This is a genomic window from Corynebacterium casei LMG S-19264, assembly GCF_000550785.1.
In the GTDB taxonomy this organism is placed as follows: domain Bacteria; phylum Actinomycetota; class Actinomycetes; order Mycobacteriales; family Mycobacteriaceae; genus Corynebacterium; species Corynebacterium casei.
Map to the genome: position 1 here is coordinate 2,910,473 of NZ_CP004350.1, position 26,587 is coordinate 2,937,059.

Annotated in this window: 24 protein-coding genes; 14 read left to right on the forward strand and 10 right to left on the reverse strand. The window is 57.2% G+C overall.

Annotated elements, in window-relative coordinates; all coding sequences use genetic code 11:
- The first annotated feature begins 149 nt into the window (after positions 1–149).
- Positions 150–563 (forward strand): hypothetical protein, encoded by a 414-nt coding sequence (locus CCASEI_RS13210; protein ID WP_006822535.1) that lies wholly within the window; start codon positions 150–152, stop codon positions 561–563.
- Between the two features lie 79 nt (positions 564–642).
- On the opposite strand, the gene glf is transcribed toward CCASEI_RS13210, so the two are convergent.
- Positions 643–1,851 (reverse strand): UDP-galactopyranose mutase, encoded by a 1,209-nt coding sequence (gene glf / locus CCASEI_RS13215; RefSeq protein ID WP_006822534.1) that lies wholly within the window; start codon positions 1,849–1,851, stop codon positions 643–645.
- Positions 1,852–2,099: 248 nt separating this feature from the next.
- Between glf and CCASEI_RS13220 the strand changes: the two genes are divergently transcribed.
- From CCASEI_RS13220 to CCASEI_RS13230, 3 genes are all read left to right on the forward strand, one after another.
- Positions 2,100–4,349 carry an N-acetylmuramoyl-L-alanine amidase gene (locus CCASEI_RS13220; RefSeq protein ID WP_025388249.1) on the forward strand — a complete coding sequence of 750 codons (2,250 nt, stop codon included), beginning with the start codon at positions 2,100–2,102 and terminating at the stop codon, positions 4,347–4,349.
- A gap of 248 nt (positions 4,350–4,597) precedes the next feature.
- On the forward strand, positions 4,598–5,563 hold the full coding sequence (locus CCASEI_RS13225) for a chymotrypsin family serine protease (protein ID WP_025388250.1): 966 nt from the start codon (positions 4,598–4,600) through the stop codon (positions 5,561–5,563).
- A 63-nt stretch (positions 5,564–5,626) separates the two neighbouring features.
- Complete coding sequence (locus CCASEI_RS13230) at positions 5,627–5,983, forward strand: SdpI family protein (RefSeq protein ID WP_006822531.1); 357 nt, start codon at positions 5,627–5,629, stop codon at positions 5,981–5,983.
- Between the two features lie 196 nt (positions 5,984–6,179).
- Here CCASEI_RS13230 and glpK read toward each other — a convergent pair whose 3' ends face one another.
- From glpK to serS, 4 genes are read right to left on the reverse strand one after another with little or no spacing between them, the layout of a single operon-like run.
- Positions 6,180–7,679: a glycerol kinase GlpK gene (glpK, locus tag CCASEI_RS13240; RefSeq protein ID WP_006822529.1), complete on the reverse strand. Its 1,500-nt coding sequence runs from the start codon at positions 7,677–7,679 to the stop codon at positions 6,180–6,182.
- Positions 7,679–8,503: a Cof-type HAD-IIB family hydrolase gene (locus tag CCASEI_RS13245; RefSeq protein ID WP_006822528.1), complete on the reverse strand. Its 825-nt coding sequence runs from the start codon at positions 8,501–8,503 to the stop codon at positions 7,679–7,681. The genes glpK and CCASEI_RS13245 overlap by 1 nt, the downstream gene beginning before the upstream one ends.
- A 2-nt stretch (positions 8,504–8,505) precedes the next feature.
- Entirely contained in the window at positions 8,506–9,465 is a 960-nt protein-coding gene (locus CCASEI_RS13250) for a lysophospholipid acyltransferase family protein (protein WP_006822527.1), read from the reverse strand.
- Between the two features lie 49 nt (positions 9,466–9,514).
- A complete protein-coding gene (gene serS, locus CCASEI_RS13255; RefSeq protein ID WP_006822526.1) occupies positions 9,515–10,774 on the reverse strand; it encodes a serine--tRNA ligase in 1,260 nt (419 codons plus the stop codon).
- A 121-nt stretch (positions 10,775–10,895) separates the two neighbouring features.
- Between serS and CCASEI_RS13260 the strand changes: the two genes are divergently transcribed.
- From CCASEI_RS13260 to CCASEI_RS13290, 7 genes are all read left to right on the forward strand, one after another.
- The gene (locus tag CCASEI_RS13260) at positions 10,896–11,648 is read left to right on the forward strand and encodes a GntR family transcriptional regulator (protein WP_006822525.1); all 753 of its coding nucleotides are present in this window, start codon (positions 10,896–10,898) and stop codon (positions 11,646–11,648) included.
- Between the two features lie 35 nt (positions 11,649–11,683).
- On the forward strand, positions 11,684–12,769 hold the full coding sequence (locus CCASEI_RS13265) for a septum formation family protein (RefSeq protein ID WP_025388253.1): 1,086 nt from the start codon (positions 11,684–11,686) through the stop codon (positions 12,767–12,769).
- 25 nt (positions 12,770–12,794) lie between these two features.
- Positions 12,795–13,142, forward strand: coding sequence for a metallopeptidase family protein (locus CCASEI_RS13270; protein ID WP_006822523.1), 348 nt, complete (start codon positions 12,795–12,797; stop codon positions 13,140–13,142).
- Between the two features lie 115 nt (positions 13,143–13,257).
- Positions 13,258–14,019: a LamB/YcsF family protein gene (locus tag CCASEI_RS13275; RefSeq protein WP_025388254.1), complete on the forward strand. Its 762-nt coding sequence runs from the start codon at positions 13,258–13,260 to the stop codon at positions 14,017–14,019.
- Positions 14,019–15,572, forward strand: a complete 1,554-nt coding sequence (locus tag CCASEI_RS13280) for a 5-oxoprolinase subunit B/C family protein (RefSeq protein WP_006822521.1) — start codon at positions 14,019–14,021, stop codon at positions 15,570–15,572. The genes CCASEI_RS13275 and CCASEI_RS13280 overlap by 1 nt, the downstream gene beginning before the upstream one ends.
- Positions 15,562–17,301, forward strand: a complete 1,740-nt coding sequence (locus CCASEI_RS13285; protein ID WP_006822520.1) for an acetyl/propionyl/methylcrotonyl-CoA carboxylase subunit alpha — start codon at positions 15,562–15,564, stop codon at positions 17,299–17,301. The genes CCASEI_RS13280 and CCASEI_RS13285 overlap by 11 nt, the downstream gene beginning before the upstream one ends.
- Before the next feature lie 39 nt (positions 17,302–17,340).
- Positions 17,341–17,955, forward strand: a complete 615-nt coding sequence (locus CCASEI_RS13290; RefSeq protein WP_025388255.1) for a GntR family transcriptional regulator — start codon at positions 17,341–17,343, stop codon at positions 17,953–17,955.
- Between the two features lie 2 nt (positions 17,956–17,957).
- Here the strand turns inward: CCASEI_RS13290 and CCASEI_RS13295 are convergent, their stop codons facing one another.
- From CCASEI_RS13295 to pheA, 4 genes are all read right to left on the reverse strand, one after another.
- The gene (locus tag CCASEI_RS13295) at positions 17,958–18,740 is read right to left on the reverse strand and encodes a putative hydro-lyase (protein WP_006822518.1); all 783 of its coding nucleotides are present in this window, start codon (positions 18,738–18,740) and stop codon (positions 17,958–17,960) included.
- 2 nt (positions 18,741–18,742) lie between these two features.
- Positions 18,743–19,906, reverse strand: a complete 1,164-nt coding sequence (locus tag CCASEI_RS13300) for an NRAMP family divalent metal transporter (RefSeq protein WP_025388256.1) — start codon at positions 19,904–19,906, stop codon at positions 18,743–18,745.
- 282 nt (positions 19,907–20,188) lie between these two features.
- Positions 20,189–20,866 carry a histidine phosphatase family protein gene (locus CCASEI_RS13310; RefSeq protein ID WP_025388258.1) on the reverse strand — a complete coding sequence of 226 codons (678 nt, stop codon included), beginning with the start codon at positions 20,864–20,866 and terminating at the stop codon, positions 20,189–20,191.
- Positions 20,867–20,876: 10 nt separating this feature from the next.
- Positions 20,877–21,791: a prephenate dehydratase gene (gene pheA, locus CCASEI_RS13315; protein ID WP_025388259.1), complete on the reverse strand. Its 915-nt coding sequence runs from the start codon at positions 21,789–21,791 to the stop codon at positions 20,877–20,879.
- A gap of 33 nt (positions 21,792–21,824) precedes the next feature.
- Between pheA and CCASEI_RS13320 the strand changes: the two genes are divergently transcribed.
- The 3 genes from CCASEI_RS13320 to CCASEI_RS13330 are packed head-to-tail and all read left to right on the forward strand — an operon-like array spanning position 21,825 to position 25,275.
- Positions 21,825–23,006, forward strand: coding sequence for an amidase (locus tag CCASEI_RS13320; RefSeq protein WP_025388260.1), 1,182 nt, complete (start codon positions 21,825–21,827; stop codon positions 23,004–23,006).
- Positions 23,007–23,020: 14 nt separating this feature from the next.
- A complete protein-coding gene (locus CCASEI_RS13325) occupies positions 23,021–23,758 on the forward strand; it encodes a CPBP family intramembrane glutamic endopeptidase (RefSeq protein WP_025388261.1) in 738 nt (245 codons plus the stop codon).
- Positions 23,759–23,817: 59 nt separating this feature from the next.
- The gene (locus tag CCASEI_RS13330) at positions 23,818–25,275 is read left to right on the forward strand and encodes an LCP family protein (RefSeq protein WP_025388262.1); all 1,458 of its coding nucleotides are present in this window, start codon (positions 23,818–23,820) and stop codon (positions 25,273–25,275) included.
- Between the two features lie 169 nt (positions 25,276–25,444).
- Here CCASEI_RS13330 and CCASEI_RS13335 read toward each other — a convergent pair whose 3' ends face one another.
- Positions 25,445–26,548 carry an HNH endonuclease signature motif containing protein gene (locus tag CCASEI_RS13335; RefSeq protein WP_025388263.1) on the reverse strand — a complete coding sequence of 368 codons (1,104 nt, stop codon included), beginning with the start codon at positions 26,546–26,548 and terminating at the stop codon, positions 25,445–25,447.
- Positions 26,549–26,587: the final 39 nt, after the last annotated feature.

Genomic DNA, 26,587 nt, shown 5'->3' on the forward strand with positions numbered 1-26,587 from the left:
AACTCTTAACCATTGGTAAAACCTAATTCGACACCCGCATCGAACGCAAAGCGACATTTCCCTCTTAATCAATCCCCCATGCGCATTGGATAAGTGCGCTAGTCTCGCTTTACATCACTCGAAACACTCGAAACATGGGATGTGGGCCAATGAGCTTTGAAGATCAAAAGATGCACGAGCAAAAAGCCCTAGCGTTTCCAATTCCAGAGCTGACCGTTGCAGCAATCGGAGCGCTCATCGCCCTTGCTTCTTTATTCATTCATGATTCTGGGATCATCGCGATGGCGTTGATGTTCGCCCTTGTCAGCATCTGCTCTTTGCCGCTTGCTGTCCCACTCGCTTACACAAAGGTCGGCACTTTTTGGATTGATATTGTCTACGTCGCCATAGGCGTATTCGTAGTTCGGTACATGATGTCCTTGCCTGATGAAGGCGCAATCTTTTTCCTTGGGCTCTTATATCCCCTCGGCTGGGCGTTTATCCTCAGTGGTTGTTCGCACCTACTGCGCCGTGCGCTGGCCATATGTCGGTATCGCCGCAAGCATCGACGCTTAATTCAATAGCGAAGCCGCCTGCCATTTCCCGAGGTTAATACGGAAGTAATGGCAGGCGGCTGTGCCTGTAATTGATAGCTACAGACCTTTAGTGACCACGTTCTTGCTCAAGTTCCTTGCCTCCGGTGAAGAAAGGCTCAAGCTTGTTATCAAACATAAACAGGGCTGAACCGATGGCCATGTGCATGTCGAGGTACTGGTAGGTACCCAGGCGGCCGCCGAACAAAACATTGTTCTCTCGGGCTTCCTTGGCGGCGAGCTCACGGTACCTGGTCAACATCTCACGGTCTTCTGGGGTGTTGATCGGGTAATAAGGCTCATCGCCCTTCTCAGCTGCGCGGGAGTATTCCTTCATGATGACGGTCTTGTCAGATGGATACTGCTTGTCACGCTCAGGGTGGAAGTGACGGAACTCGTGGATGCGGGTGTAAGGAACATCTGCATCGTTGTAGTTCATCACAGAGGTGCCCTGGAAGTCGCGGGTGTTGAGAACTTCCATGTCGAAGTCCAAGGTGCGCCAGCCAAGGTCACCTTCAGAGAAGTCGAAGTAGCGGTCCAGTGGACCGGTGTAAACAACTGGTGCCTCAGGGGACGCGGCGCGCACCTGCTCACGAACCTCAAACCAATCGGTGTCGAGTACGACATCGATAAGCTCCGACGTGCACATGTTCTCCAACCACGCGGTGTAGCCGTTGACCGGCAGACCTTCATAGGTGTCGTTGAAGTAGCGGTTATTAAAGGTATAACGCACTGGCAGACGGGTGATATTGCCCGCGGGCAAGTTCTTCGGATCAGTCTGCCACTGCTTTGCCGTGTAGTCACGGATGAAGGCCTCATACAACGGACGGCCAATCAAAGAGATGGCTTTTTCTTCCAGGTTCTGAGCATCTTCCGCGTTCATTTCTGCGGACTGTTCCTTGATGAGCTCACGTGCTTCATCTGGGGAGTAGTACTTGCCAAAGAACTGGTTGATCAGACCCAGGCCCATTGGGAACTGATACGCGGTGCCATCGTGCATGGCGAAGACGCGGTGCTGGTAGTCCGTAAATTCGGTGAACTGGGTGACGTAGTCCCACACGCGCTTATTGGAAGTGTGGAAAAGGTGTGCACCGTACTTGTGAACCTCAATACCGGTTTCTGGTTCTGGTTCAGAGTATGCGTTGCCGCCCAAGTGGTTGCGTCGCTCAATTACCAAAACGCGCTTACCCAACTGTGTAGCGGCGCGTTCTGCCACGGTAAGGCCGAAAAAGCCCGAGCCGACGACGATGAGATCATAAGTCTTATCAAGGTTGGTCATAGGTGACAGCCTATTAGATTCACTTTCTTTTGCTGCGATGGCACGCAATGAGCGAGAAGGAAGCTTCGACACGCCGCCATTTTCAACATGCTTCACTCTATTCACACCTGTATCATTGGCTCCAGCTGTTTACTAGCATCACTTTGGCCGCATCCATACGGCCATCGAGGAAGCGCCGGCAACCGCATCCTCGAAACCCTGGCAAGACATCACTTGTTGAGGGCGAAGTAACTGATAGGGAGATTCCAGTGCAACAACGACGCCGACTCGTTCCCACGAAGTCAACGTGGGCTACCCCGGTGACCGCGACGCTCGCGGCCATTGCAGTAGCTGCGGCTGCCGGTTTCGGAGGCAACCAGATTCTAAATACCCAAGACGCAGGCTCCGGTCCCATTGACGCGACCTCGTCTTCTGCTAACTTCGGCGACGGTGACACCGTCGTGGTTGATGATCCAGCTATCGCCTCCCAGGGCGAAGGCGCCGGCCCACGTGCGGTCAAAGAATTCCGTCAGGATGACCCTTTCTCCATGTTCGCGCTGACTTGGCAGGGACAGAAGGACGTCGCTGCTTTCGTTCGCGCGGAGCAGGAGGATGGCTCTTGGGGTGAGTGGTTCGATATTGAGCCGTTGGATGTTGTTACTGAAGGCACCAACGGTACCGACCTCATCTTCGTGGGCAACACCAACGCCGTTCAGGTTTCTGTAGGAAACGTTGACTTGGGCATTCCGTCTGAGGAAGAAGTTGCAGAAGAGCTTGGCGATGAAGCTACGAATGCCCCAGAAGCTCCCGCCGAAGAGGCTCCAGCTGAAGCTGATTCAGCTGCCGGCGCGGGCGATCCTGCCGATGCTGCCGATGCTGCCGATGCAGGCGATTCTGTGGAGAACTACGACGCTGAGGTCACCGCTCCTTCTGAGCAAGATGCGCAGGCAGAAGAGGCTCCTGCCACAGAGGAGGACAACCCAGCGGAAGACCTGGTCCAGCAGGCTAGTGAGCTCGCCGGTGCTGTCACCAATGGTTTCTCTCCAGCTACTGCACCAATGCCAACCGATATCGGTGACATTGCACCTGTTGCAGAAACCGATGAACTCCCAGCAGATAGCGGCGCTGTCTCCGCATCTGACCTTGAGGCAGTATTTATTGATGGCCAGGCACAAGAAGGTGGCATCGCCAACATGGCTGACACCGAAGGCTTGCCTTCGGTAGTCTCTCGCGCCAACTGGGGTGCTAATGAGGGCATTCGTTGTTCCAACCCGACGTACACCGAGCCAACCAAGGCACTGACCCTGCACCACACCGCGGGTAGCAACAACTACTCCCGGGCTGAAGCTGCTGCTCAGGTACGTGGCATCTACCAGTTCCACGCGCAGAACCTGGGCTGGTGCGACATGGGCTACAACGTGTTGGTTGATAAGTACGGCACCATCTACGAAGGCCGCTACGGCGGACTCGAGCGTGGCGTCATGGGCGCTCACGTGGGTGGCTTCAACAGCAACACTTGGGGCATTTCGATGATGGGTAACTACTCAAATGCTCAGCCATCGACTGAAATGCTCAACTCAGTTACCAGCATCGCTGCATGGAAGGCTGCTAACGCGGGCTTCGATCCATCCGGCACTGTGAACCTGACCTCCGGTGGCTTCGGCGGCTCCAAATTCCCAGCTGGTGCTACCGCAACTGTCCCAACTTTCCACGGCCACGGCGACCTGCACAATACGCAGTGCCCTGGTGGTTACGTGATTGCCCGTTGGGATGAAATCCGCAACGCTACGAAGACCAAATATGACTCGCTGATTGCAAGCGGTGTTGGCACCCAGCCACCAACCGAAGGCGATACTGGCGGCAATGGCGGCGGCGAAGGTGACGGCGTTGGTTCGCTGCTCCCAGCGCTATCTTCATTGGCTGAAGGATCTTCCAACAGTTCCGAAGCACCTGCTGAAGGTGAAACCACCGAGCAGGGTTCTTCCAACATGAGCACTGAAGAGATTCAGTCCCTGGCTACTGTGGCTGCAGCTGTTGCTGGTCTAGCCATTGCGGCTGGCGCAGTGACTGTGCCCGAAGAGGGCACTGAGGTAGCACCAGGTGTTACCACCGATGCCTTGCCGGGCATCATTTCCCAGGTTCTTTCCATCGCTGGCGATGAAGAAACCAGCACAACCTTCAACGCACTGATCAATGCCTTCGGCCCAGTTCTTGGTCAACCAGTGGGCGGTCCAAACTCGGAAAACGCACAGATGGTCTACCAACTATTCAACAACGGCGTTGTCCTTTCCTCTGAAGACACTGGTACTCACGCTCTGATTGGCGAGTTCGCACGTGCATGGGCGCAGGGCGACAACGCAACCGAGCTGGGTCTGCCAACCTCTGACCAGTACGCGGTGGATCAGGCGAACAACGCCATTAATGAAGCAACCGGTGGCAACTCTGTCCGCGTTGACTTCCAGGGCGGCTACATCACCTACGATCCGAACACTGCAACCGTGGATGTTCACACCAACTAGTCTTTAAGTGCCACCACGCCGGCTAACGGCACTTAAAAGACTCATCTCCCCCTTCAGCGGTGTCTAGCTCTTTACCGAGCTAGACACCGCTTTTGTATGCTCCCGAACCTGATGTCCGGTGCCTCAGTTATCCTGAATATGTTGAAATTCATTGGGGGAAAGATTTATCGGGGATAAATCTCTAAGTACTGGACTCGGGGCATTGAATCCAGCGCTACTTCCGCCGCATTTTGCGAAAGGAAAATACAATGCGTGCGCTGAAAACCGCACTCGCACTGTGCACACTGGGGGTTTTAACTGCGTGCACATTTAATATTGCTGCTCCGGAAACTTCCGCGAGTGGTGCCGGCTCTCAAGGTTCAGGCTCCCATGGATCCGGTTCTGCTGGCTCTGGTTCTGCAGGCGCCGAAGACTCGGCACCGCTGCCCACTGACGGTACTAATCCATCGACATCACCAGATGATCCACCGGTATCGGGTGAGCAATTCGATATCGAGGGCAAAGATGCCGCCGCTGTTGGAGAGCGAAGAATCTATCAAAACAGCAGCAAGTTCCGTGATCTGGAAACCAGCGGAATGCTCGAACCTGGTGCGCGGTACCGAACCTGGCATGAGGATGGTTCAGGATCAGGTTCATGGGGTAGTTGTTCCTTCGGTTGGTTCGTGGGAACAAACACCCAGATTTATAACCTCACGGCTGGGCACTGCGGCGAAGTTGGCGACGCCGTCTACGTGCATACTTCCGGAAGGGACCCTGTTTATGTGGGAGAATTCGTCCACAGCGATTTTGACGACGCAAAGATTTCATCCGGCCCCGACTACGGCCTGATTCAGATTGAGTCCCGCTATTTCGACAACGTTGTCACTAACCCCCGCGTGAGTATGTCCGATGAGCCGGTTGAGATTCGCGGTTATGCCGATGCCAGCTGGCTCAGCGCGAATCAGCCATACATGTGCCGCCTCGGATTTCGCACCGGATTGTCGTGCGGCTCCTACGAAGAAATTACGAACGAATACACCGTCACCTTCGCCAATATCACTGACCACGGCGATTCCGGCGGAGTCATCTGGGCTTTTGACCCGAATGACTCCAGCCAGAAGAACATCTACGCCGTCGCAGTTAATAGCTATACCAGCGAGTACAACGCCACCAAGGTCGGCGGCAAACTCATCGAACCCGTCATGACTGATTTCGATCTCACCGTATTTAATTAGTCTCAAACATGTTAGAGTTAAGTTCGCCAAGGGGGATTTCAACCGGAGGGAATACAGATGTCCGTGTACGCGACAATCATGTCAGCGACTTACCTCATCGTGGGCGTTGGCACTCTATATGTTGGATTAAGAGCAAGGCAAGCAAAACTGCCGATGAACTCCTGGATTGGACTGCGCACGCTCAAGCTCATGGCCGATGAAGACACCTGGGTCCACGGCCACAAAGCTGCCGCTGGTTACCTAATGTTCGCTGGCGCCTCATTTACTATCGGCGGAATCCTGTTCATGATCATCGATGAATCACTCATCGCGTTCGTCAGTCTGCCGGTCTTGGCTATCCTGCTGATTACCATGGTGACAGGGACCAAAAAGGCAAACGTTGCCGCAGAACAGTACAGAGAATCGGGGGCATTCCCGTGATTACGTTCTACGATGCGTTCACGTCCACGGTTGCGTTGACCGCGCTCTTATTGCTCGTGCTGAGTGTATGGCTCATCTTCAAAGCCAAGATGCGGCCAATAACCTCTATCCTGTGGTTCTTCGTGGTGCTGTGTCTACCGTTGATAGGGCCGCTGGCCTTAATTCTCTATTTGAAGTTCTCGCCGCTGGAGAGAGCCTAGTCTTCCCAGTCCAGGGTTCGCTCGACTGCTTTGTTCCACTCGGCGAAGAGACGGTCGCGTTCTACCGCATCCATGTTTGGGGACCAGGATTTATCGGTAGCGACTAGGCCTTCGAGTGCTTCGAGGTCGGCCCAGAATTCTTGGCCCAAGCCGGCGGCGAAGGCAGCGCCGAGCGCGGTGGTTTCAATTTCGCGGGGGCGGATGACTTCAGTGTCCAAAAAGTCGGCTTGAAGCTGCATGAGAAGTTCATTCGCAACCATGCCGCCATCGACGTGCAGAGCGGTGAGTTCAATGCCGGAGTCAGCCTCCATCGCTTCAACAACTTCACGGGTTTGAAAACACGTTGCTTCCAGCGCAGCACGAACAATGTGCGTGCGGTCAACAAAGCGAGTCAGACCAACAATCACGCCACGAGCATCGGGGCGCCAGCGCGGAGCAAAAAGACCTGAGAACGCGGGCACGATGTAGACGCCACCGTTGTCTTTTGCCGCGATTGACTCACTTGAGGTGGCGTTTGGAATGATTCCCAGTTGGTCACGCAGCCACTGAATCAGTGAGCCACCAACGGCAACCGAGCCTTCCAAAGCGTAGACAGGATCTTTGCCTTCACACTGAAAAGCCACGGTGGTCAGCAGTCCGTTCTCCGACCAGCGTGGTTTATCACCGGTGTTAAGCAGCATAAACAAACCCGTGCCGTAGGTATTCTTGGCTTCGCCTTCTTTAAAAGCGGCCTGGCCAAACAGCGCGGCTTGTTGGTCACCGAGCACGCCAGTGATCGGAACTTTGGCCAGCGTGCCGTGGGTGCGGACTTGCCCGAACTCACCAACGCTGGGACGAATCTCCGGAAGGACAGACATTGGTACGCCGACTTCTTCACAGAGTTCTTCGTCCCACTGCAAGGTGCGGATGTCCATCAATAAGGTGCGTGAGGCATTGGTGACATCGGTTAGATGCACGGCGTCTTTACCCTGATCGCCACGTGCACCACCAGTGAGGTTCCACAGCAGCCAGGTATCAATAGTGCCGGCGAGAAGCTCACCATTGTTGGCACGTTCGCGAGCGCCCTCAACGTTGTCGAGGATCCACGCAATCTTCGGGCCGGCAGGATAAGAGTTAGCGAGGACCCCCGTGCGGTCAAGCCATTTATCATCCGGATTAATAGCGTGTGAGGTGCGGGTATCCTGCCACACAATCGCGTTATAGATTGGTTTGCCGGTCTTCTTGTCCCACACGACAGCGGTTTCCCGCTGGTTGGTAATTCCTAGCGCAACGAAGTCTTCAGGTGCCCCATCCACATCCACCATCGCGGCGGAGACAGCGCGGCGAGCGTTGTACCAAATCTCCGTTGCATCATGCTCCACCCAGCCTTGGCGCGGCATGATTTGTTTGTGTTCAAACTGCGCGGAGGCACAAATCTTGCCATCGTGGTCAACAATAATGCACCGGGTTGAGGTAGTGCCTTGGTCAATAGCTGCGACGAAGCTTTGCTTTCCCATCAGAACCACCGTTCAAGGATGTGCGCTACACCTGCTTCAGCATTAGAAACCGTCACTATATCGGCAGCATCTTTCACAGCCTGGTCCGCATTCGCCATGGCCACGCCAAGTCCTGCCCATTGCAGCATCTCAATGTCATTGGGCATATCTCCGAAGGCAATAACGTCCTTTTGCGCAATGCCGTAGTGGCTGGCAAGGAATTCCACCCCGATTTCCTTGGTGATTCCAGGTGCGGCTACTTCTAGCATTCCATCCGGAATAGAGAAGGTCACGTGCGCGATATCCGGATCAACGTGTGGATTAATAAGGTCGAAGAGTTCCTGCGACTGCATGTCAGGATTACGGATGATCAGCTTTACTGCTGGCTGGCCAACCACACCGTGCACGGGCGCAACTCCGAATCCTTCGAAAGGTGCTTGTTCTGCATAGATTTCATCCACTACATACAAAGTATCCAACGGGTCATTCGCAGAGACACCAGCACGTTCTACCGCGAAAGAAACGTCACCGTGGCGCGTCATAATTTCTTGAACCGTGGTGACAATGTCGCCCATGGCTTCGGAGTCCATTTCCACGGCCCGCAAAATACGGTCCTGTTCGGAGTCATAGACCACCGCACCATTAGACGTCACGCACAGTGGACGAAGCGGAATCTGTTCTAGGATCGGTTGAATCCAACGATGTGGGCGTCCCGTGGCCAGCGCAAACTGCGCGCCAGCGTGAACGGCACGGGTGACTACGTCGCGGTTGCGGGAAACAACTCGGTGCTCAGGATTGAGGAATGTTCCATCAATATCTGAGGCAATAAACTTCGGTGCCTCCACTGTTATTTCTGGTCCTTTCGCGCCCACTTGGACATCTTCTTCAGCTGCTTTTGTGCGCGCTTCGCCAGCTTCTTTTCTTCCTTACGCTCAGACTTTGCAGCCTCTTGCTCAGCTTCCTTGACTTTACGGGCGGCACGTGCGGCGCGGTCAGCCGTATCCATCCGGTTAGCTTCTTCCAAGGAAGGGGCTGTGCCATTCATCGAAGCTGGACGCCATGGAAGTCCATCTTCAAAGGGGCCAAAGCGGTCATCATAAAGGTCGCGTACCTGCTCCATCATGGACTTCATGGCGAAGCACAGTGCGTCAATATCCTTTTCTGCATCACCCGTGGTGGGGATTTCCTCCCCCACCACCATGATGATGGGAGTCTTAGAACGGCCCAAGTCTTTCTTGCCGCCCTTTGGCCAAATTCGCTGCGAACCCCAGCACACCATTGGAATCAGCGGGACTTCAGCCGCGTTCGCAATGCGAGCAGCACCGCTTTTCATGTCCTTGATTTCATAAGAACGCGAAATGGTGGCTTCCGGAAAAATGCCCACCAGGTTTCCTTCGCGCAAGCTTTCTACTGCGACGTTGATGGAGGCCCCTCCAGCTGAGCGGTCTACCGGAATGTGACGCATCTGCTTGCCCAGCCAGGCGATGAAAGAGTTGACGAAGATTTCTTTCTTCGCCATAAACCGCACCATGCGCTTGCCTCGTAAATAGGCAGGTACGCCGCCTAAAATGAAGTCATAATACCCGGTGTGGTTCATTGCCAATACTGCACCACCATCGGCTGGGATGTTCTCCGCGCCTAGTACGGTGATTCGTAGTCCCTGCGCCTGCATGATGCGACGCGCCAGGGTGATGATGTTGGCGTAGAGGCGTTGGCTCCACTCTTTGTGAGCTGGGAGTTGCTCTAAATCGGTGGGCACCCAGAAAATTCGCTCGCGCAGTTCCAGCGCGGAGTTCGTATCAACCATGAGATTGCCTGTTTAACTTTCTGATCTGCCCAGCACTAAATATCTAAATCTACTTGATCGGCTCAAGCACGTCTTTGCCCATCATTGGGCGTAGTGCCTCTGGGATAACAACGGAGCCATCAGCCTGCTGGTTGTTCTCCAGGATGGCAACCAGCCAACGGGTAGTCGCCAGGGTTCCGTTTAAGGTCGCGGCGGTCTGAGTCTTACCGTTTTCATCACGGTAACGGGTCTGCAGACGGCGTGCCTGGAAGGTGGTGCAGTTCGACGTCGAGGTCAGCTCGCGGTAGGTGCCCTGAGTTGGAACCCATGCTTCAGTATCAAACTTGCGGGCTGCCGATGCACCCAGGTCGCCACCAGCGACATCAATGACGCGATAGTGCAGGTTCATGGCGTCGAGCATCTCGCGCTCCATGGACAACAGCTGCAGGTGCTGCTTTTCTGCATCTTCTGGCTTGCAGTAGGTAAACATCTCTACCTTGTCGAACTGGTGCACGCGCAAAATACCGCGGGTGTCCTTGCCGTGGGAACCGGCTTCGCGGCGGAAGCAAGACGACCAACCGGCGTACTGGATTGGCCCCTTGGACAGATCGATGATTTCATCCTTGTGATAACCAGCTAGGGCCACCTCAGAGGTACCAACCAGATACAGGTCATCACGCTCAAGGTAGTAAATTTCATCAGCGTGGTCACCCAAGAAGCCGGTGCCAGCCATAATCTCAGGGCGCACCAGTACTGGTGGAACCATGAGGCTAAAGCCTGCGGCACGTGCCTTCTGCGCAGCCAGCACCATCATGCTCAGCTGCAAGAATGCACCATCACCAGTGAGGTAGTAAAAACGTGCGCCACCAATCTTCGCGCCACGCTTGGTATCAATAAGTCCCAGGGATTCACCGAGTTCTAGGTGGTCCTTTGGTTCAAAATCAAACTCGGGCTTCTCGCCGTAGTGCTCCAAGACAATGAAGTCATCTTCGCCGCCTGCTGGGGCGCCTTCCACCACGTTGGACAGCTTGTACTGCAGGGTTGAGACCTGCTCTTCAGCTGTGCGCTGTGCTTCTTCAGCCTGCTTGACCTTATCCTTAAGCTCATTTGAGCCTTCCAGCAATGCTGGGCGATCCTCCGGAGCAGCCTGTCCGATCTTCTTACCAAATGCCTTTTGTTCTGCACGCAGTTCATCAGCAGCCAAGATTGCAGATCGACGTGCGGTATCAGCTTCCAGCAGCTGATCTACCAGCTGAGGATCCTCACCACGGGTGACCTGGGAGGTTCGGACGACGTCTGGGTTTTCACGGAGGAATTTAAGATCAATCACGGCGCTAATCCTACCGCACACACATCAGGTACACAGTCACATCCACCAGCCCACGACCTTAAACTTCAACAGTTACCCCAACTGGTTGCAGTGGTCATAACCAGAAGCCTAGGATGGATACATGTCCAGAGCACCGATTCTTCCTCAACGGGAAATTGTTGATGGGCCAACCCCAAAGCATGCCCAGCTGCGTGAAATCCTGGCTGAGCTGTGCCGCACCACATTAAAGCCGGGTGATCTTCTCCCCGGCGAGCGCCTGTTGGAAGAAGTTTATGGGGTCTCTCGAATTACGGTTCGTCGCGCTATTGGTGATCTTGTGACTGCCGGACGCCTGCGTCGAGTCCGCGGCAAGGGCACCTTCGTTGCCCCGAATCCACTGGTGTCCCGGTTGCATTTGGCGTCTTTTTCGGATGAGATGGGCGCGCAGGACGTTTCTGCCAGCTCTCGTATTTTGTTGGCTGGCCGCGTCACGGCGGCTGAGGATGTCTACAAATTTTTCAATACGGATGAGTCTGTCCCGCACATTCACTTGCGCCGTCTGCGTTTGGGCGATGGCGAGCCTTATTCCATTGATGACGGCTGGTACAACTCCACGCTTGCGCCCACGCTGCTGGAAAATGACGTTTATAACTCGGTCTATTCCATTTTGGAAAGTGATTTCAACTTGCCAATTTCGGCAGCAGATCAGACCGTTACGGCGGTTGCGGCAGACGAGGAAATTGCATCGCTTCTCGGTGTCCAGGTGGGCGCACCATTACTGCACATCATCCGGTATTCCAGCTCAGGGGATAAGCCCGTAGAGTGGTGTTCATCTGTTTATCGCACTGACCGGTACCGACTATCCACACGAATTGGTCGAGCGCTGGAATTCTAGTCTGATTCGGCTGGTCGGCTAAACTAAGGTTTCTTATGACTAATGCAAGCACCTCGAAGGCTTGGAGATCCGCGGCCGCCTCACGCATTGCACTTGTCGCTGCTGCTTGTGCTGCGGCATTTATGGGCACGTATGACTATGTCAGCGGCAACGCTGCGCAGATCGCTGCCGACTCCGATGTCATCAATACCACTACTTCCGCGCCTTCTTCTGGTGATTCCGAAACGCCGTTTACGGAAGCCGTTGCCGGTGATTGCGTCACCTGGGATGTTGCTAGTGACGGCACCTTTGCTAACTTCAGCGTCACCGACTGCGCTGACCAGCACCGCTTCGAGGTTGCCACGGTGGAAAATCTAGCTATCTACCCCACCAGCGAGTTTGGCCCCGAGGCGGAGATTCCAAGCATGGAACGCCAGGCGCAGCTGCGCGAGGAGCTGTGCCAGGGTTCCACCTTTAATTACTTGGACGGCCAGTACGACCCGGCCGGCAAGTACTCTATCGCGCCGATTTTGCCGCCTGCCGATGCTTGGGCGAACGGCGACCGCACCATGTTGTGCGGCCTGCAGACTACCGATGAAGAGGGTATTCCACAGCAAACCGAGGGCCGTGTTTCCGAAGTTGACCAGGCAAATATCGCCTCTCCGGGCGAGTGCCGCGAAATCGGCGATGACCAGGTGCTGCGCACCGTCAACTGTGCTGACCCCCACCAGATGGAAACCATCTCCGTGGTGAACCTGGCTGAAGAGTTCTCCGATGGAACTCCATCGATTGATGATCAAAATGAGTTCCTGGCTTCGCGCTGCGCCGATGATGCAATTGCGTACATGGGCGAGGAAGAAAACCTCTATCAGTCCACGCTGCAGCCTTACTGGGGCACCATTCCTGAAACATCCTGGAACGGTGGCACGCGTTCAGTGAACTGCTCGCTGATTCACCCTTCTGAAGAAGATTCTTCCTTCTCCGTCATTACCGGCACCGCCAAAGACGGCCGCGAGGGCCTGACCATTGACGGCGCTGCCCCAACCGAGCAGCCAGAGCGCAACCCACTTCGCGGTTCCGAGAACAACGACTCTGGCGACGCAGCCACTGCCGAAGAACCAGCCTCCGAGCCCGCCCTCTAGGGCAAAAAGTCATTGGCGAAATCTCATGGTCCACGTTTCTGAAGAACGCTTCGATGAGATGGTCAATGACGCCTTGGACAAAATCCCGGACCAGTTTGTGGCAAATATGCGCAACCTGGTGATTTTGGTGCGCGATTTCAATGAAGACAGCCCCGGAATCTTAGGTCTCTACGAGGGCGTCTCGCTCACCGAACGCACCCACCACCACACGGGCTTTTTACCCGACGCCATCTTCATCTACCGCGGCGCCCTACAAAACATGTGCTCCACCGAAGAACAGCTTGCCCACGAAGTAGAAGTCACCGTCTTCCACGAACTCGGCCACTACTTCGGCATCGAAGAAGAAGATCTCCACCGCCTCGGATGGGGCTAAGAACGGCAAAACTCCCCGACACTTCGAAGATCTAAAGTAATGGACTTCACAAATCATAGTGACTAGCGCTACACTGTTTCCATATATTGTTCAACAACATTAGGGATGGTGCTGTATGGCTTCGGTGTACATTGATCTGAACGCTGACTTAGGCGAAACCACCGCGGGCAACCCTGTTGCCGATGATAAAGCGATGTTGGAGATGGTCTCCTCCGCCAACGTGGCCACTGGCTTTCACGCGGGTGACCCGCACTCAATCGCGGGCACACTCAAGGCTGCGGCTGCTGCTGGTGTGACCGTGGGCGCGCACCCTGGATACAACGATCCAGCAGCTTTCGGTCGTCGCTTCATTGATTATGATCCGGCAGAGCTTGCCGATGAAGTCACCTACCAAATCGGTGCCCTAGACGCCCTCGCGCGTGCAAATGGCACCAAGATTTCCTACGTCAAACCGCACGGCGCGATGTACAACACCATCGTGCACCACACCGCGCAGGCCGAGGCGGTCATCGCTGGCATCAAAGCCTTCGGGGACTTGCCAGTGATGCTGCTGCCAGGTGGCGTGGCTGTCGATGTCGCAGAAAAAGCTGGTCTGACAGTCATCCGCGAAGCTTTCGCGGACCGCAATTACAACCCGGACGGCACGTTGGTGAGCCGCCGTGAAGCGCATGCAGTTTTGCACGATCCGGCAGATGTTGTCGCGCGTGTTTTGGAGGTCGCCGAGTCCGGCTCAGTCACCGCTGCTGACGGCAGCGTCCTGAAAGTCGATGCCCAATCGGTGTGCACGCACGGTGACTCCCCAGGGTCCGTCAACCTGCTGCGCGAGGTTGTCGCTGAGCTGGGCCGTCGCAACATCGAGATCCGGAGCTTCGCCTAATGCAGATCCATCCCGTTGGAACCCGCGCGCTGCTCATCGATCTTGATGGGCTCACCCAGGTCATGGACTACCACGCCGCCCTGACCGCGCAGCCGTTGAAGAACCAGGTGGACTGCATCGCTGCAGCCACCACGGTGCTGCTCACCTTCGAAACCCCAGATTCCGCACGTCATGCTGCGCAGTTCCTACAAGACTTCACCCCGGGTGCGGCCAAGGCCACGGAAGCACGCACCGTAGAAATCGACGTGCTCTATGACGGCGAAGACATCGATGAAGTCGCTGAACACCTAGGAATCTCCCGCGAAGCCCTCATCGAGTGGCATACCTCCACGGAGTGGACCGCCGCATTCGGCGGTTTCGCCCCTGGCTTTAGCTACTGCGCACCAGCAGATCCTGCCGATGCGCGCTCAATCCCCCGGCGCGCCAACCCGCGCACCGCAGTCCCAGCAGGAGCCGTGGCCATCGCGGGTGACTTCTCCGCGGTCTACCCACGGCAGTCACCTGGTGGCTGGCAGCTTCTGGGCACCACCAACACCCCGATGTGGGATTCGGCAGCCGAGCCACCCGCGCTAGTTCAACCAGGTGACCGCGTGCGCTATCGCGCAGTCAATGAGCTGCCGGAAATCTATGACGCTGATTCCACCGCCAAGCGCTCCCCGGCGCGCCTGCCGCGCATGGAAGTTCTCGACGCAGGCTTGCTCACCTTGTTCCAGGACCTAGGCCGCCCAGGTTTCGGCGACTTGGGTGTGACACCGTCGGGTGCGGCCGATAGGGCATCGGCAGCGACCGCCAACATCGCGGTGGGCAATCCGCGCCAGGCAACCGTGTTGGAAAACATCGGTGGCATGGAGTTGCGCGCACTTAGTGACACGGTTGTGTGCGTCACCGGTGCCGCTGCCCGGGTAAGCCTTGACACCATGCCTGTACAACTAGCGCGCCCAGTGCTGGTAACCGCTGGCCAAACCGTGCGCATCGAGGCTGCCGAATACGGCATGCGCAACTACGTTGCTATCCGCGGCGGACTCATCGCGGATTCTGAGCTCGGCTCTTCTTCCACGGATGTGCTTTCCGGTCTGGGTCCTGCACCGGTTGCCGTCGGCGACATCCTCGGCGTGCTACCGCGCTCCTCCGGAATGACCGACGGCCAACTGAGCAACCCGCTGCGCGTCAGCCAGACCGAAGATGGCCGTACCGTTGCCACTCTGCGCTGCGTGCTTGGCCCGCGCGATGACTGGTTTGGCGAAAGTGTGCACAGCTTCCTGGACACTGAGTGGACGGTGAGCGCACATTCCAACCGCGTCGGACTGCGCCTTGAATCCGACACCACCGTGGAACGCGTCGTCGACGGCGAATTGCCATCAGAGGGCATGGTTGCCGGTTCCGTTCAGATTCCGCCCAATGGCAAACCCGTGCTCTTTCTGCGCGACCACGCCGTCACCGGCGGCTACCCAGTGGTGGCCACCGTATTAGAAGAAGATATTGATATCGCAGCCCAGCTCCCACCAGGAGCTACCGTGTGCTTTGAAGTTAAGGGAAACACTCATGACCATTAAGACCATCCTCATTGCTAACCGCGGTGAAATCGCCGTCCGTATTGCCCGCGTAGCGCGTGATCTTGGCATCAAGTCCGTTGCTATTTACTCCGAAGCAGACGCTGGCGCGCTGCACACCCAGGTCGCCGATGAAGCGTATGCGCTCACCGGCAACTCGGCCTCCGATACTTACATGAACGTTCCTGCGCTGCTGGACATCGCGGCGCGCGCCGGCGCGGATGCCGTGCACCCTGGTTACGGCTTCCTTTCTGAAAACGCCGATTTCGCCCGCGCGGTCAGTGACGCCGGCATGATCTGGGTTGGTCCGCAGCCTGAGGCAATTGAGCTGCTCGGCGATAAGATTGCTGCGCGCCGCGTGGCCGAAGAAGTCGGCGCGCCACTGGCACCGGGCACCTCTGACCCCATCGATGATTGGCAAGAAGCCCGCGAGTTCGCCGAAGAACACGGTCTGCCTATCGCGATTAAGGCTGCTTATGGCGGCGGCGGCCGCGGCCTCAAAGTGGTTGATAACCTCGACGACATTGAAGAGGCCTTCAACTCCGCTGGCCGTGAAGCCATGGAAGCTTTTGGCCGCGCCGAATGCTACGTGGAAAAGTTCCTGACCCATCCACGCCATGTTGAGGCGCAAGTGCTTGCCGATACCCACGGCAACGTCGCAGTCCTCGGCACCCGCGACTGCTCCACCCAGCGCCGCTTCCAAAAACTTATCGAGGAAGCGCCCGCACCAGACCTGACTGAAAAGCAGCGCAACGGCATCATCGAAGGTGCTCGCGCTATTTGCTCCAAGGTCAACTACACCGGCGCCGGCACCGTCGAGTTTATCGTGTCCGAAGACGGCACCATTTCCTTCCTGGAAGTCAACACCCGCGTGCAGGTTGAGCACCCTGTGACCGAAGCTGTCACTGGCGTGGACATCATCGCGGAACAGATTCGTATCGCTGCAGGCGAGCCCATGTCCTTTAGCGAAGACCCAACCTCCAACGGTCACGCCTTCGAGTTCCGTATCAACGCCGAAGACATCCTCAATGGTTTTGCGCCGTGCCCAGGAACCATCGTCAGCTTCGAGCCACCAACCGGCCCGGGCATTCGCGTGGATACTGCGGTGCATTCTGGTTCGATCATCCCGCCATACTATGACTCGCTTATCGCCAAACTCATTGTGTGGGGCCCAACCCGCGACGTAGCCCTGTCGCGTGCGAAGTATGCCTTGCGCGAATTCAACATCGCCGGCGTGCGCACCGTGCTGCCATTCCACCGCGACATGATGGAAGAAACCGCCCTGACCGGTGAAAAACTCGGCGTATTCACCGACTGGGTGGACCACAACTACCGCCCATCTGCTTCCAATCAGGTGGACAAGGTTGAGGCAATCTACGCCCAGCGCCACAACGTTGCTGTAGAAATCGGCGGCAAGCTCATCAACGTTGGCGTGCCGGTGGAATTCTTCAACTCCACTGCGTCCTCCGGTTCCGCGGCACCAACGTCCGCCGCGAAGGATTCCGATGCAGCAAGCTCCGATGACGGCGCTGTCACCTCACCTTTCGAGGCCAACCTCGTAGCCTGGAAAGTCTCCGACGGCGAATCCGTTGCTGAAGGCGAGGCGATTGCAACCGTAGAAGCAATGAAGATGGAATCCGCCGTCAAGGCACCTCGCACCGGCACCATCACGTTGCTGGCCAAAGAAGGCGACCGCCTTGAAACCTCCACGGTGATTGCAACCATCGAGTAGTGCCGAAACACTGAAGGAAGCTGCGTTAGAATCGCACCTATGCTTTCTCAGTCCGTGGCATCCGCTATCAGGGATGCAATCTCCGCTGGTGAGTTCCAGCCCGGTCAGCAACTTAGTGAAGTCAAGGCCGCGGAACGCTTTGAATGCTCCCGCAATACCCTGCGGGAAGCATTTACTGAACTAACGTCTGAGCGCCTGGTGGAGCGCATCCCCAACCGCGGGGTTTTCATCGCCACCCCGGACACGGACTATGTCAAAGACCTGTACCTCGCGCGCATGGCGCTCGAGCACGCCGGTGTGCTGTGGGGTGATTTCCCCGCCGCCGACCGTCTCATTGAGCTGGCCGCTTCCGCGCGTCGATTTTCCGAAAGCCGCGATGACCAAGCTGTATCCAGCATCAATCAGCGCTTCCACCGCGCGCTGGTGGCGTCGCTGGGCTCAGAGACTCTCGATGAACAGATGTCCAGCCTTCTCGCGCGCATGCGCCTGACCTTCTTGCTTGCGCTGCCGCATCTTCCGAATATTCATAACGAGCACATTGAGAACAACGTTCGCCTGGCCACGCTCATTGCTGCCGGACGACGCGAAGAGGCTGCCACGGTTTCCCGTGACAGCCTCCTCAAGGCGTATAACTCAATTCGCTTCGTGCTCTAAAACTAAGGCACTTGGTATTCCAAGTCCCGGGCGTCAGTTACCAGCATCTTTCCTGGCTCATGCGTGATAGCCAGGTGCGGGCGTGAATTCATCACCACTGCCTGTGGGGTAACTCCACACGCCCAGAACACTGGGATGTGGCCTTCGGGAATCTCTACCGGCTCACCGAAGTCAGGCTGTGAAAGATCTGTAATTCCAATGGCTTCCGGGTTACCAATGTGCACCGGCGCGCCGTGCACTGACGGGTAGCGGGAGGTAATCCGCACCGCATCCGCCACGCGGTCAGCGGGGATAGGACGCATGGAGACTACCTGCGGCCCGGAGAACACACCGGCCGGGGTGGTTGGCGTGCTCGTGCGATACATCGCCACGTTGCGGTCTTGCTCAATGTGCTCGAGCTTGATGCCGTTTTCAACCAGCGCGGTCTCAAAAGTAAACGAGCAACCAATCAAGAACGCGACCATGTCCTCGCCCCAGTACGGCGTGGCATCCGTGACTGAGTCCACCAGCTCGCCGTCTTTGAAGATGCGGTAGGCCGGGATATCCGTGCGAATGTCACTGTCGGGCAATAGTGCGGATTCATACTCACCAGCTTCCAGCACGCCGACGATGGGACAGGACTTGGGGTTGCGCTGCGCGAAGAGCAGAAAATCAAACGCATACTCTTTCGGCACCGCCAGCAGGTTGGCTTGCATATAGCCTGCGGCGTAGCCCGAGGTCGTGGTCAAGTTCTCAGCCCGGGCGAGTTTGCGCACGTCAGCTGCAGTCATTTCAAAAGGTTTCATGTCTATGCCCACATGTTCACGATACCGGAGAAGGCCTTAACGCCAATGTAAATCTCCAGGATAAGAGCCAGGGCACCAGCAACCAGCAGCCACTTCGGGTGCTTAACACCTTGGAGCAGGTCAGGGCGACGGAAGGCCACCCACATCACCATGGCGAATGCGATTGGCAAGATGATGCCGTTGAATGCACCTGCGAAGATGAGCAGCTTCTGTGGCGCGGAGTTCAAGATGAAGAACAAGATAGTACAGCCAATGACGAAGCCGACGGTGAGGAAGTTGCGGGTACGCGGGGCAACCTTCTGCGTGGTCACAAAGGTGATGGAGGTGTAAGAAGCACCGATGACAGAAGACAGACCAGCGGCGAAGAGAACTACGCCGAATGCGCGGAGCCCGAACTCGCCAGCAGCGTGGAAGAATGCATCCGCCGCGGTGTTGTCTTCAGACAGTGCCACGCCAGTGGAAACAACACCCAGTACCGCCAGGAACAGCAGCACGCGCATGATGCCGGTGATGATAATGCCCATGACAGAGGTCGTGGTGATGTCCTTGACGTGCTCTGGGCCGGACAGGCCAGAGTCAATCAGGCGGTGGGCGCCAGCGAAGGTGATGTAGCCGCCGACGGTGCCACCGATCAAGGTGGTGATGACAAAGAAGTCAATCTCTTCCGGCATCACGGTGTTCTTCAATGCTTCGCCCACTGGTGGCTGGGACACAATTGCCACGTAGAGCATCAGCAGAATCATGATGGCGCCAAGCACCGCGACGATACGGTCCAGTGCGATACCGGCCTTCTTGGACAAGAAGATAAAGATTGCGATGGCAGCGGAGATAACACCGCCGATACGTGCATCGATACCAAGCATCGCGTTCAGGCCGAGACCCGAACCCGCGATATTGCCGATGTTAAAGACCACTCCGCCAATGAAAACCAGAATGGCGAGGAACCATCCCAAGCCCGGCAGAACGGTGTTACCAAGCTCGTTGGCGCGCATGCCGGAGACACACAGAACGCGCCAGACGTTGAGCTGGATTGCGATATCCACGATGATGCTCAGCAAAATCGCGAATGCGAGAGCCGCGCCCATCTGGACGGTAAAGACTGAAGTCTGGGTCAAAAAGCCCGGACCAATAGCGGAGGTAGCCATGAGGAACATGGCACCTGCCATTGCACCTAATCCTCGTGGAGGATTCTTGGCTGGGGTTACTGTTTCAGCACTCACGGAAACTCGCTTTCGTGATGGGGGGTCGCACTCGGAAATGTGATGCGCATCATCATAGGTGTTTGTTGAACAATAAAGAAGAGAACGCCGAGAATTCCAGCAAAACCACTGGCCAGAAAATCGATAAGGGGGTAAATACCCTACCCCCGGGCATGAAAAGCCCCACCGTAGAAACGATGGGGTAACGCTTACCTCGTGGACTAGTTCCCGAGGCGATAGCCGAGGAAACTAGTCCACCTCGGTGTCAGCCCAGCGGGTGACGGTCCATTGGCCGAATTCTTCACCGCGCGGTTCGAGCACCACAAAGCGGCAGTTTTGCAGGTAACCGGTGAACGCGAAGTCCCCGTCAATATTGTTGGACGCGTGCGTTGCCACTAGCCGGATGGCGGCGCCGTGGGAGACCACCACGACATCATCGTCATCGCCCAGTCTTGCCGCGACATTTTCCAGAACCGACTGGTAGCGCGCCAGCACATCCCGGTAGGTTTCACCACCCGGGCAGCAGGCCTCAGCGTCGCCGGCCAGCCAGCCGCGCAGCGCGGTGGAATACCCACGGTGAGCATCTTCAGAATTGCTCATCTCATATTCGCCGGTGAAGACCTCATGAATTCCGGTGCGCACATCAACATCCACGGTAAACTCCGGCAAGTCAGCGGTTCGCTCAAAAGACCGCGCTGCCAACATCGAGGTCTGCTGGGCGCGCAGCGCCACCGAGCTAATGATTCCGCGCAGACGCCCCTTCTCACCGTCGCCAGCGGCAACCAGGTGAGCTAATTCAATGCCCACATCTGTGGCCTGTTCGCGGCCGCGTTCAGTCAGTTCAGCACCGGGTGGACGAGTATCCAGCAAGCGTTCAACATTGGAAAAGGTTTGGCCGTGGCGCAGCAAGATGATTCGTCCAGTCATGACATCAAACCTAGTGACCCTCACGCACCTTTGCTACCCAAGCGGTCGCCTTATCAAACTCCGTGGTGTCCAACTTCGGCCCCGACTGGTCAGCCGATGGCCACGACCCAATAAAACGCAGGTTCTCCGTGCGCAGCCACAATGCGCGCAGCGCCTCCGACAGCGGCTCGTCTTCAATATGCCCAGCCAAGTCAATGAAGAAGTTATAGGTACCGAATTTCTTGCGCGTTGGGCGCGATTCAATGCGCAGCATATCCACGTGGCGGTAGGCGAATTCCTGCAGAATACTCGCCAAAGAACCCGGCTCGTGCGGCACCGTAAACACCACAGAGGTGCGGTCATTGCCGGTGCGCGGGGTCGGCTTTCCTGGCTTTCCCACCAGTACAAAGCGCGTGGTCGCCCCCTTGACGTCAGCAACAGAACTAGCCAACACATCCAGCCCAAAGATCTCCGCCGCACGCTCCGGTGCCGCCGCGGCATCCACTTCCCCGTGCGCAACCGCCTCCGCTGCCGCGCCATTCGATGACGCCGGCTGGAACTTCACATCCGGAATATTCTCCGCCAGCCAGCCACGGACTTGCTGGTAGGCAACGGGATGGGTGGCGATCGTGGAGACATCGGCAAGCTTTAAGCCCTTTTTCACCATGATGGCGAAAGCCACCTCCAAGTCCACCTCGCGGTAGACCTGCAATGGCTCCCCCTCCGTAAAAGCATCAAAAGTGTTAGTCACCGCGCCATCCACAGAATTCTCAATAGCCACGCACGCAAACTCCGCGCGCCCCTCACGCACCGCCTTGAACGCCTCCGACGGCGAGTTGACCGGCAGCTTCTCAATATCATTCACAGCGCCCATCTCCCCAAAAGCAACCAGAGCTGCTTCAGTAAACGTTCCTGCTGGTCCCAGATAAGCCACGGTTGAAGTCATGCCTTCTAATCTAAACCACTAACGTTGCTATGTATGGATTCCAGGTTTAGCCTTAAGCAATTGGCACGCGATTTATCGTCGCTCACGCCGCAAGAACACGGCTTTACCTACATTGATACCTCCCGCCGCCCGAAGGCTACCGGCCGGTTGTCGGGGTGGATATTATCCGCGAAAGACCTGAATGATGTCGCCGGCATGCCCACCTCACTGGGCGCCAAGCACCGCGCGTATAACGCAGAGACTACCGATGCCACCATCGCCGCCTTGGAAGACCAGGGCGCGCTGATTGTGGGTAAATCTTCCACCCCGGAGCTTGGCCTGCGCGTAGATACGGAGCCGGTGGATATGCCGCATCCGGAAAATCCCTTGCATCCCGGCGCCACGCCTGGCGGGTCTTCCGGTGGCGCCGCGGTGCAGGTGGCGCGGGGTTTGTTGCGGGCGGCGCATGGTTCCGATGGTGGCGGTTCGCTGCGTGTTCCGGCCGCGGCGTGTGGCGTGGTGGGCTTCAAGCAGTCCGGCACGGATCTGGGCGTTTCGGGCTTTATCACCCGCACGGTTGCTGATGCCGCCTTCCTCCACGACATCACCCCGCGTCCCGCGCCTGCGCGCGTTGGTGTGCTCAAGCAGCCGCTTTTCGCGCACACTCGCGTCGACCCGCGGCATTTGCGCGCGGTGGATGAGGCGACGTCCCAGCTTTCTGCCGCGGGCTATCCGGTGCAGGAGATTGCGCCTTATCCCACCGCCGATGTGACCTTTGAGTCTTTCCGCCACATTTTCACCTCCCGCCTGGCGGGCATGGATGCCGGTGAGGGCTATTTCGAGTGGGTGCGGCAGCAGGGGTTAAAGGTTTCAGAGCGCATGCTTGCCGATGCCCTCCGCCACACCAACGGCCTCCCCCGCCTTTTGGCAGACTGCTGGCAAGTCGATGCGATTATCACCCCGATGCTGGCCTATACCCCGCCGCAGATTGGCACCTTCTTGGCGCTGGACCACGAAGAGAACTTTATGGAGCAAACGCGGTGGTCGCCGTGGGGTTCGCTGTTTAATGTTGCGCAGCTACCCGCGATTTCAGTGCCGTGGTCCATATCCCCCGGTGTGAGCACTCCGCAGGCGCGAACACCCCAGGCTGCGCAAACACCCGTGGGTGTTCAAGTAGGCTCAGTGACGTTAAATGATGCACAGCTTCTTCACCTCGCGTCTGTCCTTCACGTCTAAGGTTTCATGTCCTCATGAGCGTTTCGCAGTCCCCGCAGCGCATCCGCGCGGAGATTCTCATAGTTTTGGCCATTACTTTTGGCATCTCTGGTGTGCGCGCAATTTTGCGCCTGGTGGATTCGTTGTTGGATCCGGCGCCGTTGAATGAACAAAGCGTGACGCTCAATGCACCGCAGTCGGACTTGGCGTGGCTGGATATCGCGCTGCAGCTATGCTCCGCCGGGGTGCTGTTCGCTTATGGTTCACTCGCTTTGTTCTTGCTCGCTGGCTCTGGAATCCGCTTGCAGCTGCCGAAGCTCAGCGATGTTGGCTGGGGTGCCGCGTTGGCCGCACTCATTGGCATTCCGGGCCTGGTCTTGTATGTCTCCGCCGTGCACTTGGGCTTGTCAAAGGAAGTTATCCCCACTGCTTTTGATAATGCGTGGGTGGAAGCCCCCGCGTTGCTTTTGTGGTCTGGTGCCAATGCCTTCGGTGAAGAAATAGTGGTGGTCATGTGGTTGATGAATCGCCTCAAGCACCTGGGCTGGTCACTTCCTGCGGTTATCGGGGCATCATCGCTGCTGCGCGGCTCCTACCACCTGTACCAGGGCGTATCAGCTGGGTTCGGCAACATCATCATGGGTGTTGTCTTTTGCTACTTCTACCACCGCACCGGGCGGGTATGGCCGCTAGTTATCGCGCATTTTCTCATCGATGCCGTCGCATTCGTCGGATACTCTTTGCTCGGAGATCTCTCCCTGTTTGGTCTGTAATGCTGCTTTTGCGTGCTGATCGGTTCTAGATTGCGGGGTGCGGCTTGTAGTCTTAAGCCATGACTTTTTCCGGCCGCGACCCTCACCGCGAATCCCGCCGTGCCGGCGCCAGCCGTTCGGGCAATGGACCTTCGGCTAATCAGCCAGCCAATGACCCATCACGCTATGTGTTAGGCGCCGATGGCAAGCCGTTGCGCGACCGCTACGGCCGCCCGGTCATGCGCCGCGAATCCGGCCAACGCCCAGCGCAGCGCCCACCGCGCCGCACCCCGCGCACCGATGGCCGCCAAGAACCATCCGCCGGTACTTTCCGCGCGCAGCCTGACCAGACTCGTTTCGACATCGGCCCGCGCGGCAACAACCCACGCCGCGCTGCAGGTGCCGCTGGCGCAGCGGGTGCTGCCGGTGTCGCCGGCGCGGCCGGGGCATATGGCACCGGTGCTGCGCAGGGCCACCCGCGCCAGCAGATGCCATCGGAAAGCTACAATGCCCAAATCCCAGCACCCGTGCAACGCCAGTTCCAGGGCGCCGGATATGTCGGCGAACCCGGACCCCAGCCGAATAGCCCACATCGGAATGGCGGACGCCGCGGCGGTGCCCGCCGCAAACGCGGCAATCCCGTCAAACGATTCTTCGGATGCACTGGCTGGATTGTCATCGCCTTAGTCATTGCGCTGGTCGTGTTCGTGTTCTGGACTGATTCACGCCTCTCGCGCACGGATGCCCTGCCAGTTGGCAGCTCATCGAGCGGCTCTGGCACCAACTGGTTGCTGGTCGGCTCCGACTCCCGCCAAGGGCTAAGCGAAGAAGACCAAGCCGCACTGGGCACCGGCGGCGACGTCGGTGTCGGGCGCACCGACACCATCATGGTGCTGCACATCCCGAACTCCGGCACCGCCCAATTGGTATCCATTCCGCGCGATAGCTACGTCAACGTCCCCGGCTTCGGCGAGGACAAAATCAACGCCGCCTTTACCTACGGCGGCCCGCAGTTGCTTGCCCAAACCGTGGAACAAGCTACTGGCCTGGGCATTGACCACTACGCCGAGATCGGCATGGGTGGTCTCGCCAACGTCGTCGACGCTGTCGGCGGTGTCAACATTTGCGTGGATGAGCCCATCATGGACCCACTCGCCGGCATTGACCTAGCTGCCGGATGCCAAGATCTAGAAGGCGCCGATGCGCTTGGCTACGTCCGCACCCGCGCCACCGCCATGGGTGACCTGGACCGTGTGGAACGCCAACGCGAATTCTTCGCCGCCCTGCTGGACAAAATCACCTCACCATCCACGCTGGCCAACCCATTCCGCGCAGTATCCTTGGTCAACCACACCGCGCAATCATTCATGGTCAACGAAGATGACCACGTCTGGCACCTCGCCCGCGTAGCCCTGGCGATGTCCTCCGGCGTGGAAACCCAAACCATCCCAGTCGGCGGGTTCATGGACACCGCCGTAGGCAACGTCGTCCTCTGGGACGAAGCCGGCGCCCAAGAGCTATTCAGCTCCATGCAGTAAATCCTCGGAGCCTTCGCTCCTGCGGTTTACTGTGGTTTACCGGGATTTTCTGGGGTTTACTGAGATTTGTTGGGGCGTCCGGGGTTCGGAACCGGTTTTGGGATCGCTGAATTGAGCGGCATGGTAACCCATCCCGCTTGAACAGCAACCAAGCCGTGACCTGGGGTTATTAGATCAGGTCCATTGCTCCCATCGTGCTGAGGTCATGCGTGTTGCCCAGGAGTTTTCCGCCTGGGGTAACAAGCTTGACCTGTCCGCGGTGGCGCATCATCCGACCTCGACTTTTCTCGCGGCGCCTTGCCCGGGCGCCGTCGTCGTTGACACCGTTGTGATAAGCACACAGCGTGGACAGATTTGACGGGTTCGTCTGCCCACCATTCTTATGCGCATCTAGGTGGTGTACCTGGCATCTATCGGCCGGAACCTTGCAATCGGGCCACGGGCACACCAGGTTTTCTGCCATGGCCAAGATTCGCTGCTTGCCTGAAGCGAAGCGCGCTTCATACAGATTTACCGGCCCGGCGGTGGGGTGGAACAGTCCGGCATAAATTTTATCGCCGAGCGCTCCGGACATTGCAAGGTTAACGATCTCCGCACCGGTCATGGTCGTGCCGTCGGAGGCTCCGATGATGGACTCGTCGCCTTCACCACGGAGAATCGTCGCGGACTGATCTAAACCAATAGCAATAACAGTGCGGTATTCGGGTTTAAGAACACCACCGCCGCCATCGATGTGTTTCCAAAACGCTTCTAACAATGCTTTCGAGCGGGGTTGGTCCGTGGTGGATATGGCATCAAGGGTCTTCTCAAAGTCGATGATCCGGCGCTGAGTATCGGTAATACTCATCGTGACCATGCCATTTTTCGGGCGGCTAATACGCATACCGGGTTCTTTTGGTTTGTCACCAACGAGTTCGTCGACGCGCTGGTTGCCCAGAGCATTGACTTCTTCATAAGTGCCCTCATGCGCAATCAACTCAGCACGGAGTTTCCACGCGGCACCGCGCTTTTTCTTTAACTTCTGAGCGTGACTATCAATCATCTGTAGGCGCTCCATACTCAACCCGCGCTCTTCGGCGAGTGCTACGGACTCGTGCTGAAGGCGTGGTGAGTCGGTGGAGCCGAAGAAGACGTCGGCTATTTTAGAGTGCTTTCTTGCTGTCTTGAGTGCCAGCCCATCGGCGGCCATGTCATAAACGGAGAGCTGCGCCATATCTCTTAAAACACCCACCGCCTGGGTGGCGTGTTGTATGAATGCTTTGTAATTTTTCATAACTTCGACGCTAAACCCAAAGCGCAACCCCACACCAGA

Excerpts from the sequence above, each read along its gene's own strand:
- CCASEI_RS13210 (WP_006822535.1), top strand. The coding sequence starts at position 150 with ATGAGCTTTGAAGATCAAAAGATGCACGAGCAAAAAGCCCTAGCGTTT.
- glf (WP_006822534.1), bottom strand. The coding sequence starts at position 1,851 with ATGACCAACCTTGATAAGACTTATGATCTCATCGTCGTCGGCTCGGGC.
- CCASEI_RS13225 (WP_025388250.1), top strand. The coding sequence starts at position 4,598 with ATGCGTGCGCTGAAAACCGCACTCGCACTGTGCACACTGGGGGTTTTA.
- glpK (WP_006822529.1), bottom strand. The coding sequence starts at position 7,679 with ATGGGAAAGCAAAGCTTCGTCGCAGCTATTGACCAAGGCACTACCTCA.
- CCASEI_RS13250 (WP_006822527.1), bottom strand. The coding sequence starts at position 9,465 with ATGGTTGATACGAACTCCGCGCTGGAACTGCGCGAGCGAATTTTCTGG.
- CCASEI_RS13260 (WP_006822525.1), top strand. The coding sequence starts at position 10,896 with ATGTCCAGAGCACCGATTCTTCCTCAACGGGAAATTGTTGATGGGCCA.
- CCASEI_RS13265 (WP_025388253.1), top strand. The coding sequence starts at position 11,684 with ATGACTAATGCAAGCACCTCGAAGGCTTGGAGATCCGCGGCCGCCTCA.
- CCASEI_RS13270 (WP_006822523.1), top strand. The coding sequence starts at position 12,795 with ATGGTCCACGTTTCTGAAGAACGCTTCGATGAGATGGTCAATGACGCC.
- CCASEI_RS13275 (WP_025388254.1), top strand. The coding sequence starts at position 13,258 with ATGGCTTCGGTGTACATTGATCTGAACGCTGACTTAGGCGAAACCACC.
- CCASEI_RS13280 (WP_006822521.1), top strand. The coding sequence starts at position 14,019 with ATGCAGATCCATCCCGTTGGAACCCGCGCGCTGCTCATCGATCTTGAT.
- CCASEI_RS13285 (WP_006822520.1), top strand. The coding sequence starts at position 15,562 with ATGACCATTAAGACCATCCTCATTGCTAACCGCGGTGAAATCGCCGTC.
- CCASEI_RS13290 (WP_025388255.1), top strand. The coding sequence starts at position 17,341 with ATGCTTTCTCAGTCCGTGGCATCCGCTATCAGGGATGCAATCTCCGCT.
- CCASEI_RS13295 (WP_006822518.1), bottom strand. The coding sequence starts at position 18,740 with ATGAAACCTTTTGAAATGACTGCAGCTGACGTGCGCAAACTCGCCCGG.
- CCASEI_RS13300 (WP_025388256.1), bottom strand. The coding sequence starts at position 19,906 with ATGGCAGGTGCCATGTTCCTCATGGCTACCTCCGCTATTGGTCCGGGC.
- CCASEI_RS13310 (WP_025388258.1), bottom strand. The coding sequence starts at position 20,866 with ATGACTGGACGAATCATCTTGCTGCGCCACGGCCAAACCTTTTCCAAT.
- pheA (WP_025388259.1), bottom strand. The coding sequence starts at position 21,791 with ATGACTTCAACCGTGGCTTATCTGGGACCAGCAGGAACGTTTACTGAA.
- CCASEI_RS13320 (WP_025388260.1), top strand. The coding sequence starts at position 21,825 with ATGGATTCCAGGTTTAGCCTTAAGCAATTGGCACGCGATTTATCGTCG.
- CCASEI_RS13325 (WP_025388261.1), top strand. The coding sequence starts at position 23,021 with ATGAGCGTTTCGCAGTCCCCGCAGCGCATCCGCGCGGAGATTCTCATA.
- CCASEI_RS13330 (WP_025388262.1), top strand. The coding sequence starts at position 23,818 with ATGACTTTTTCCGGCCGCGACCCTCACCGCGAATCCCGCCGTGCCGGC.
- CCASEI_RS13335 (WP_025388263.1), bottom strand. The coding sequence starts at position 26,548 with ATGAAAAATTACAAAGCATTCATACAACACGCCACCCAGGCGGTGGGT.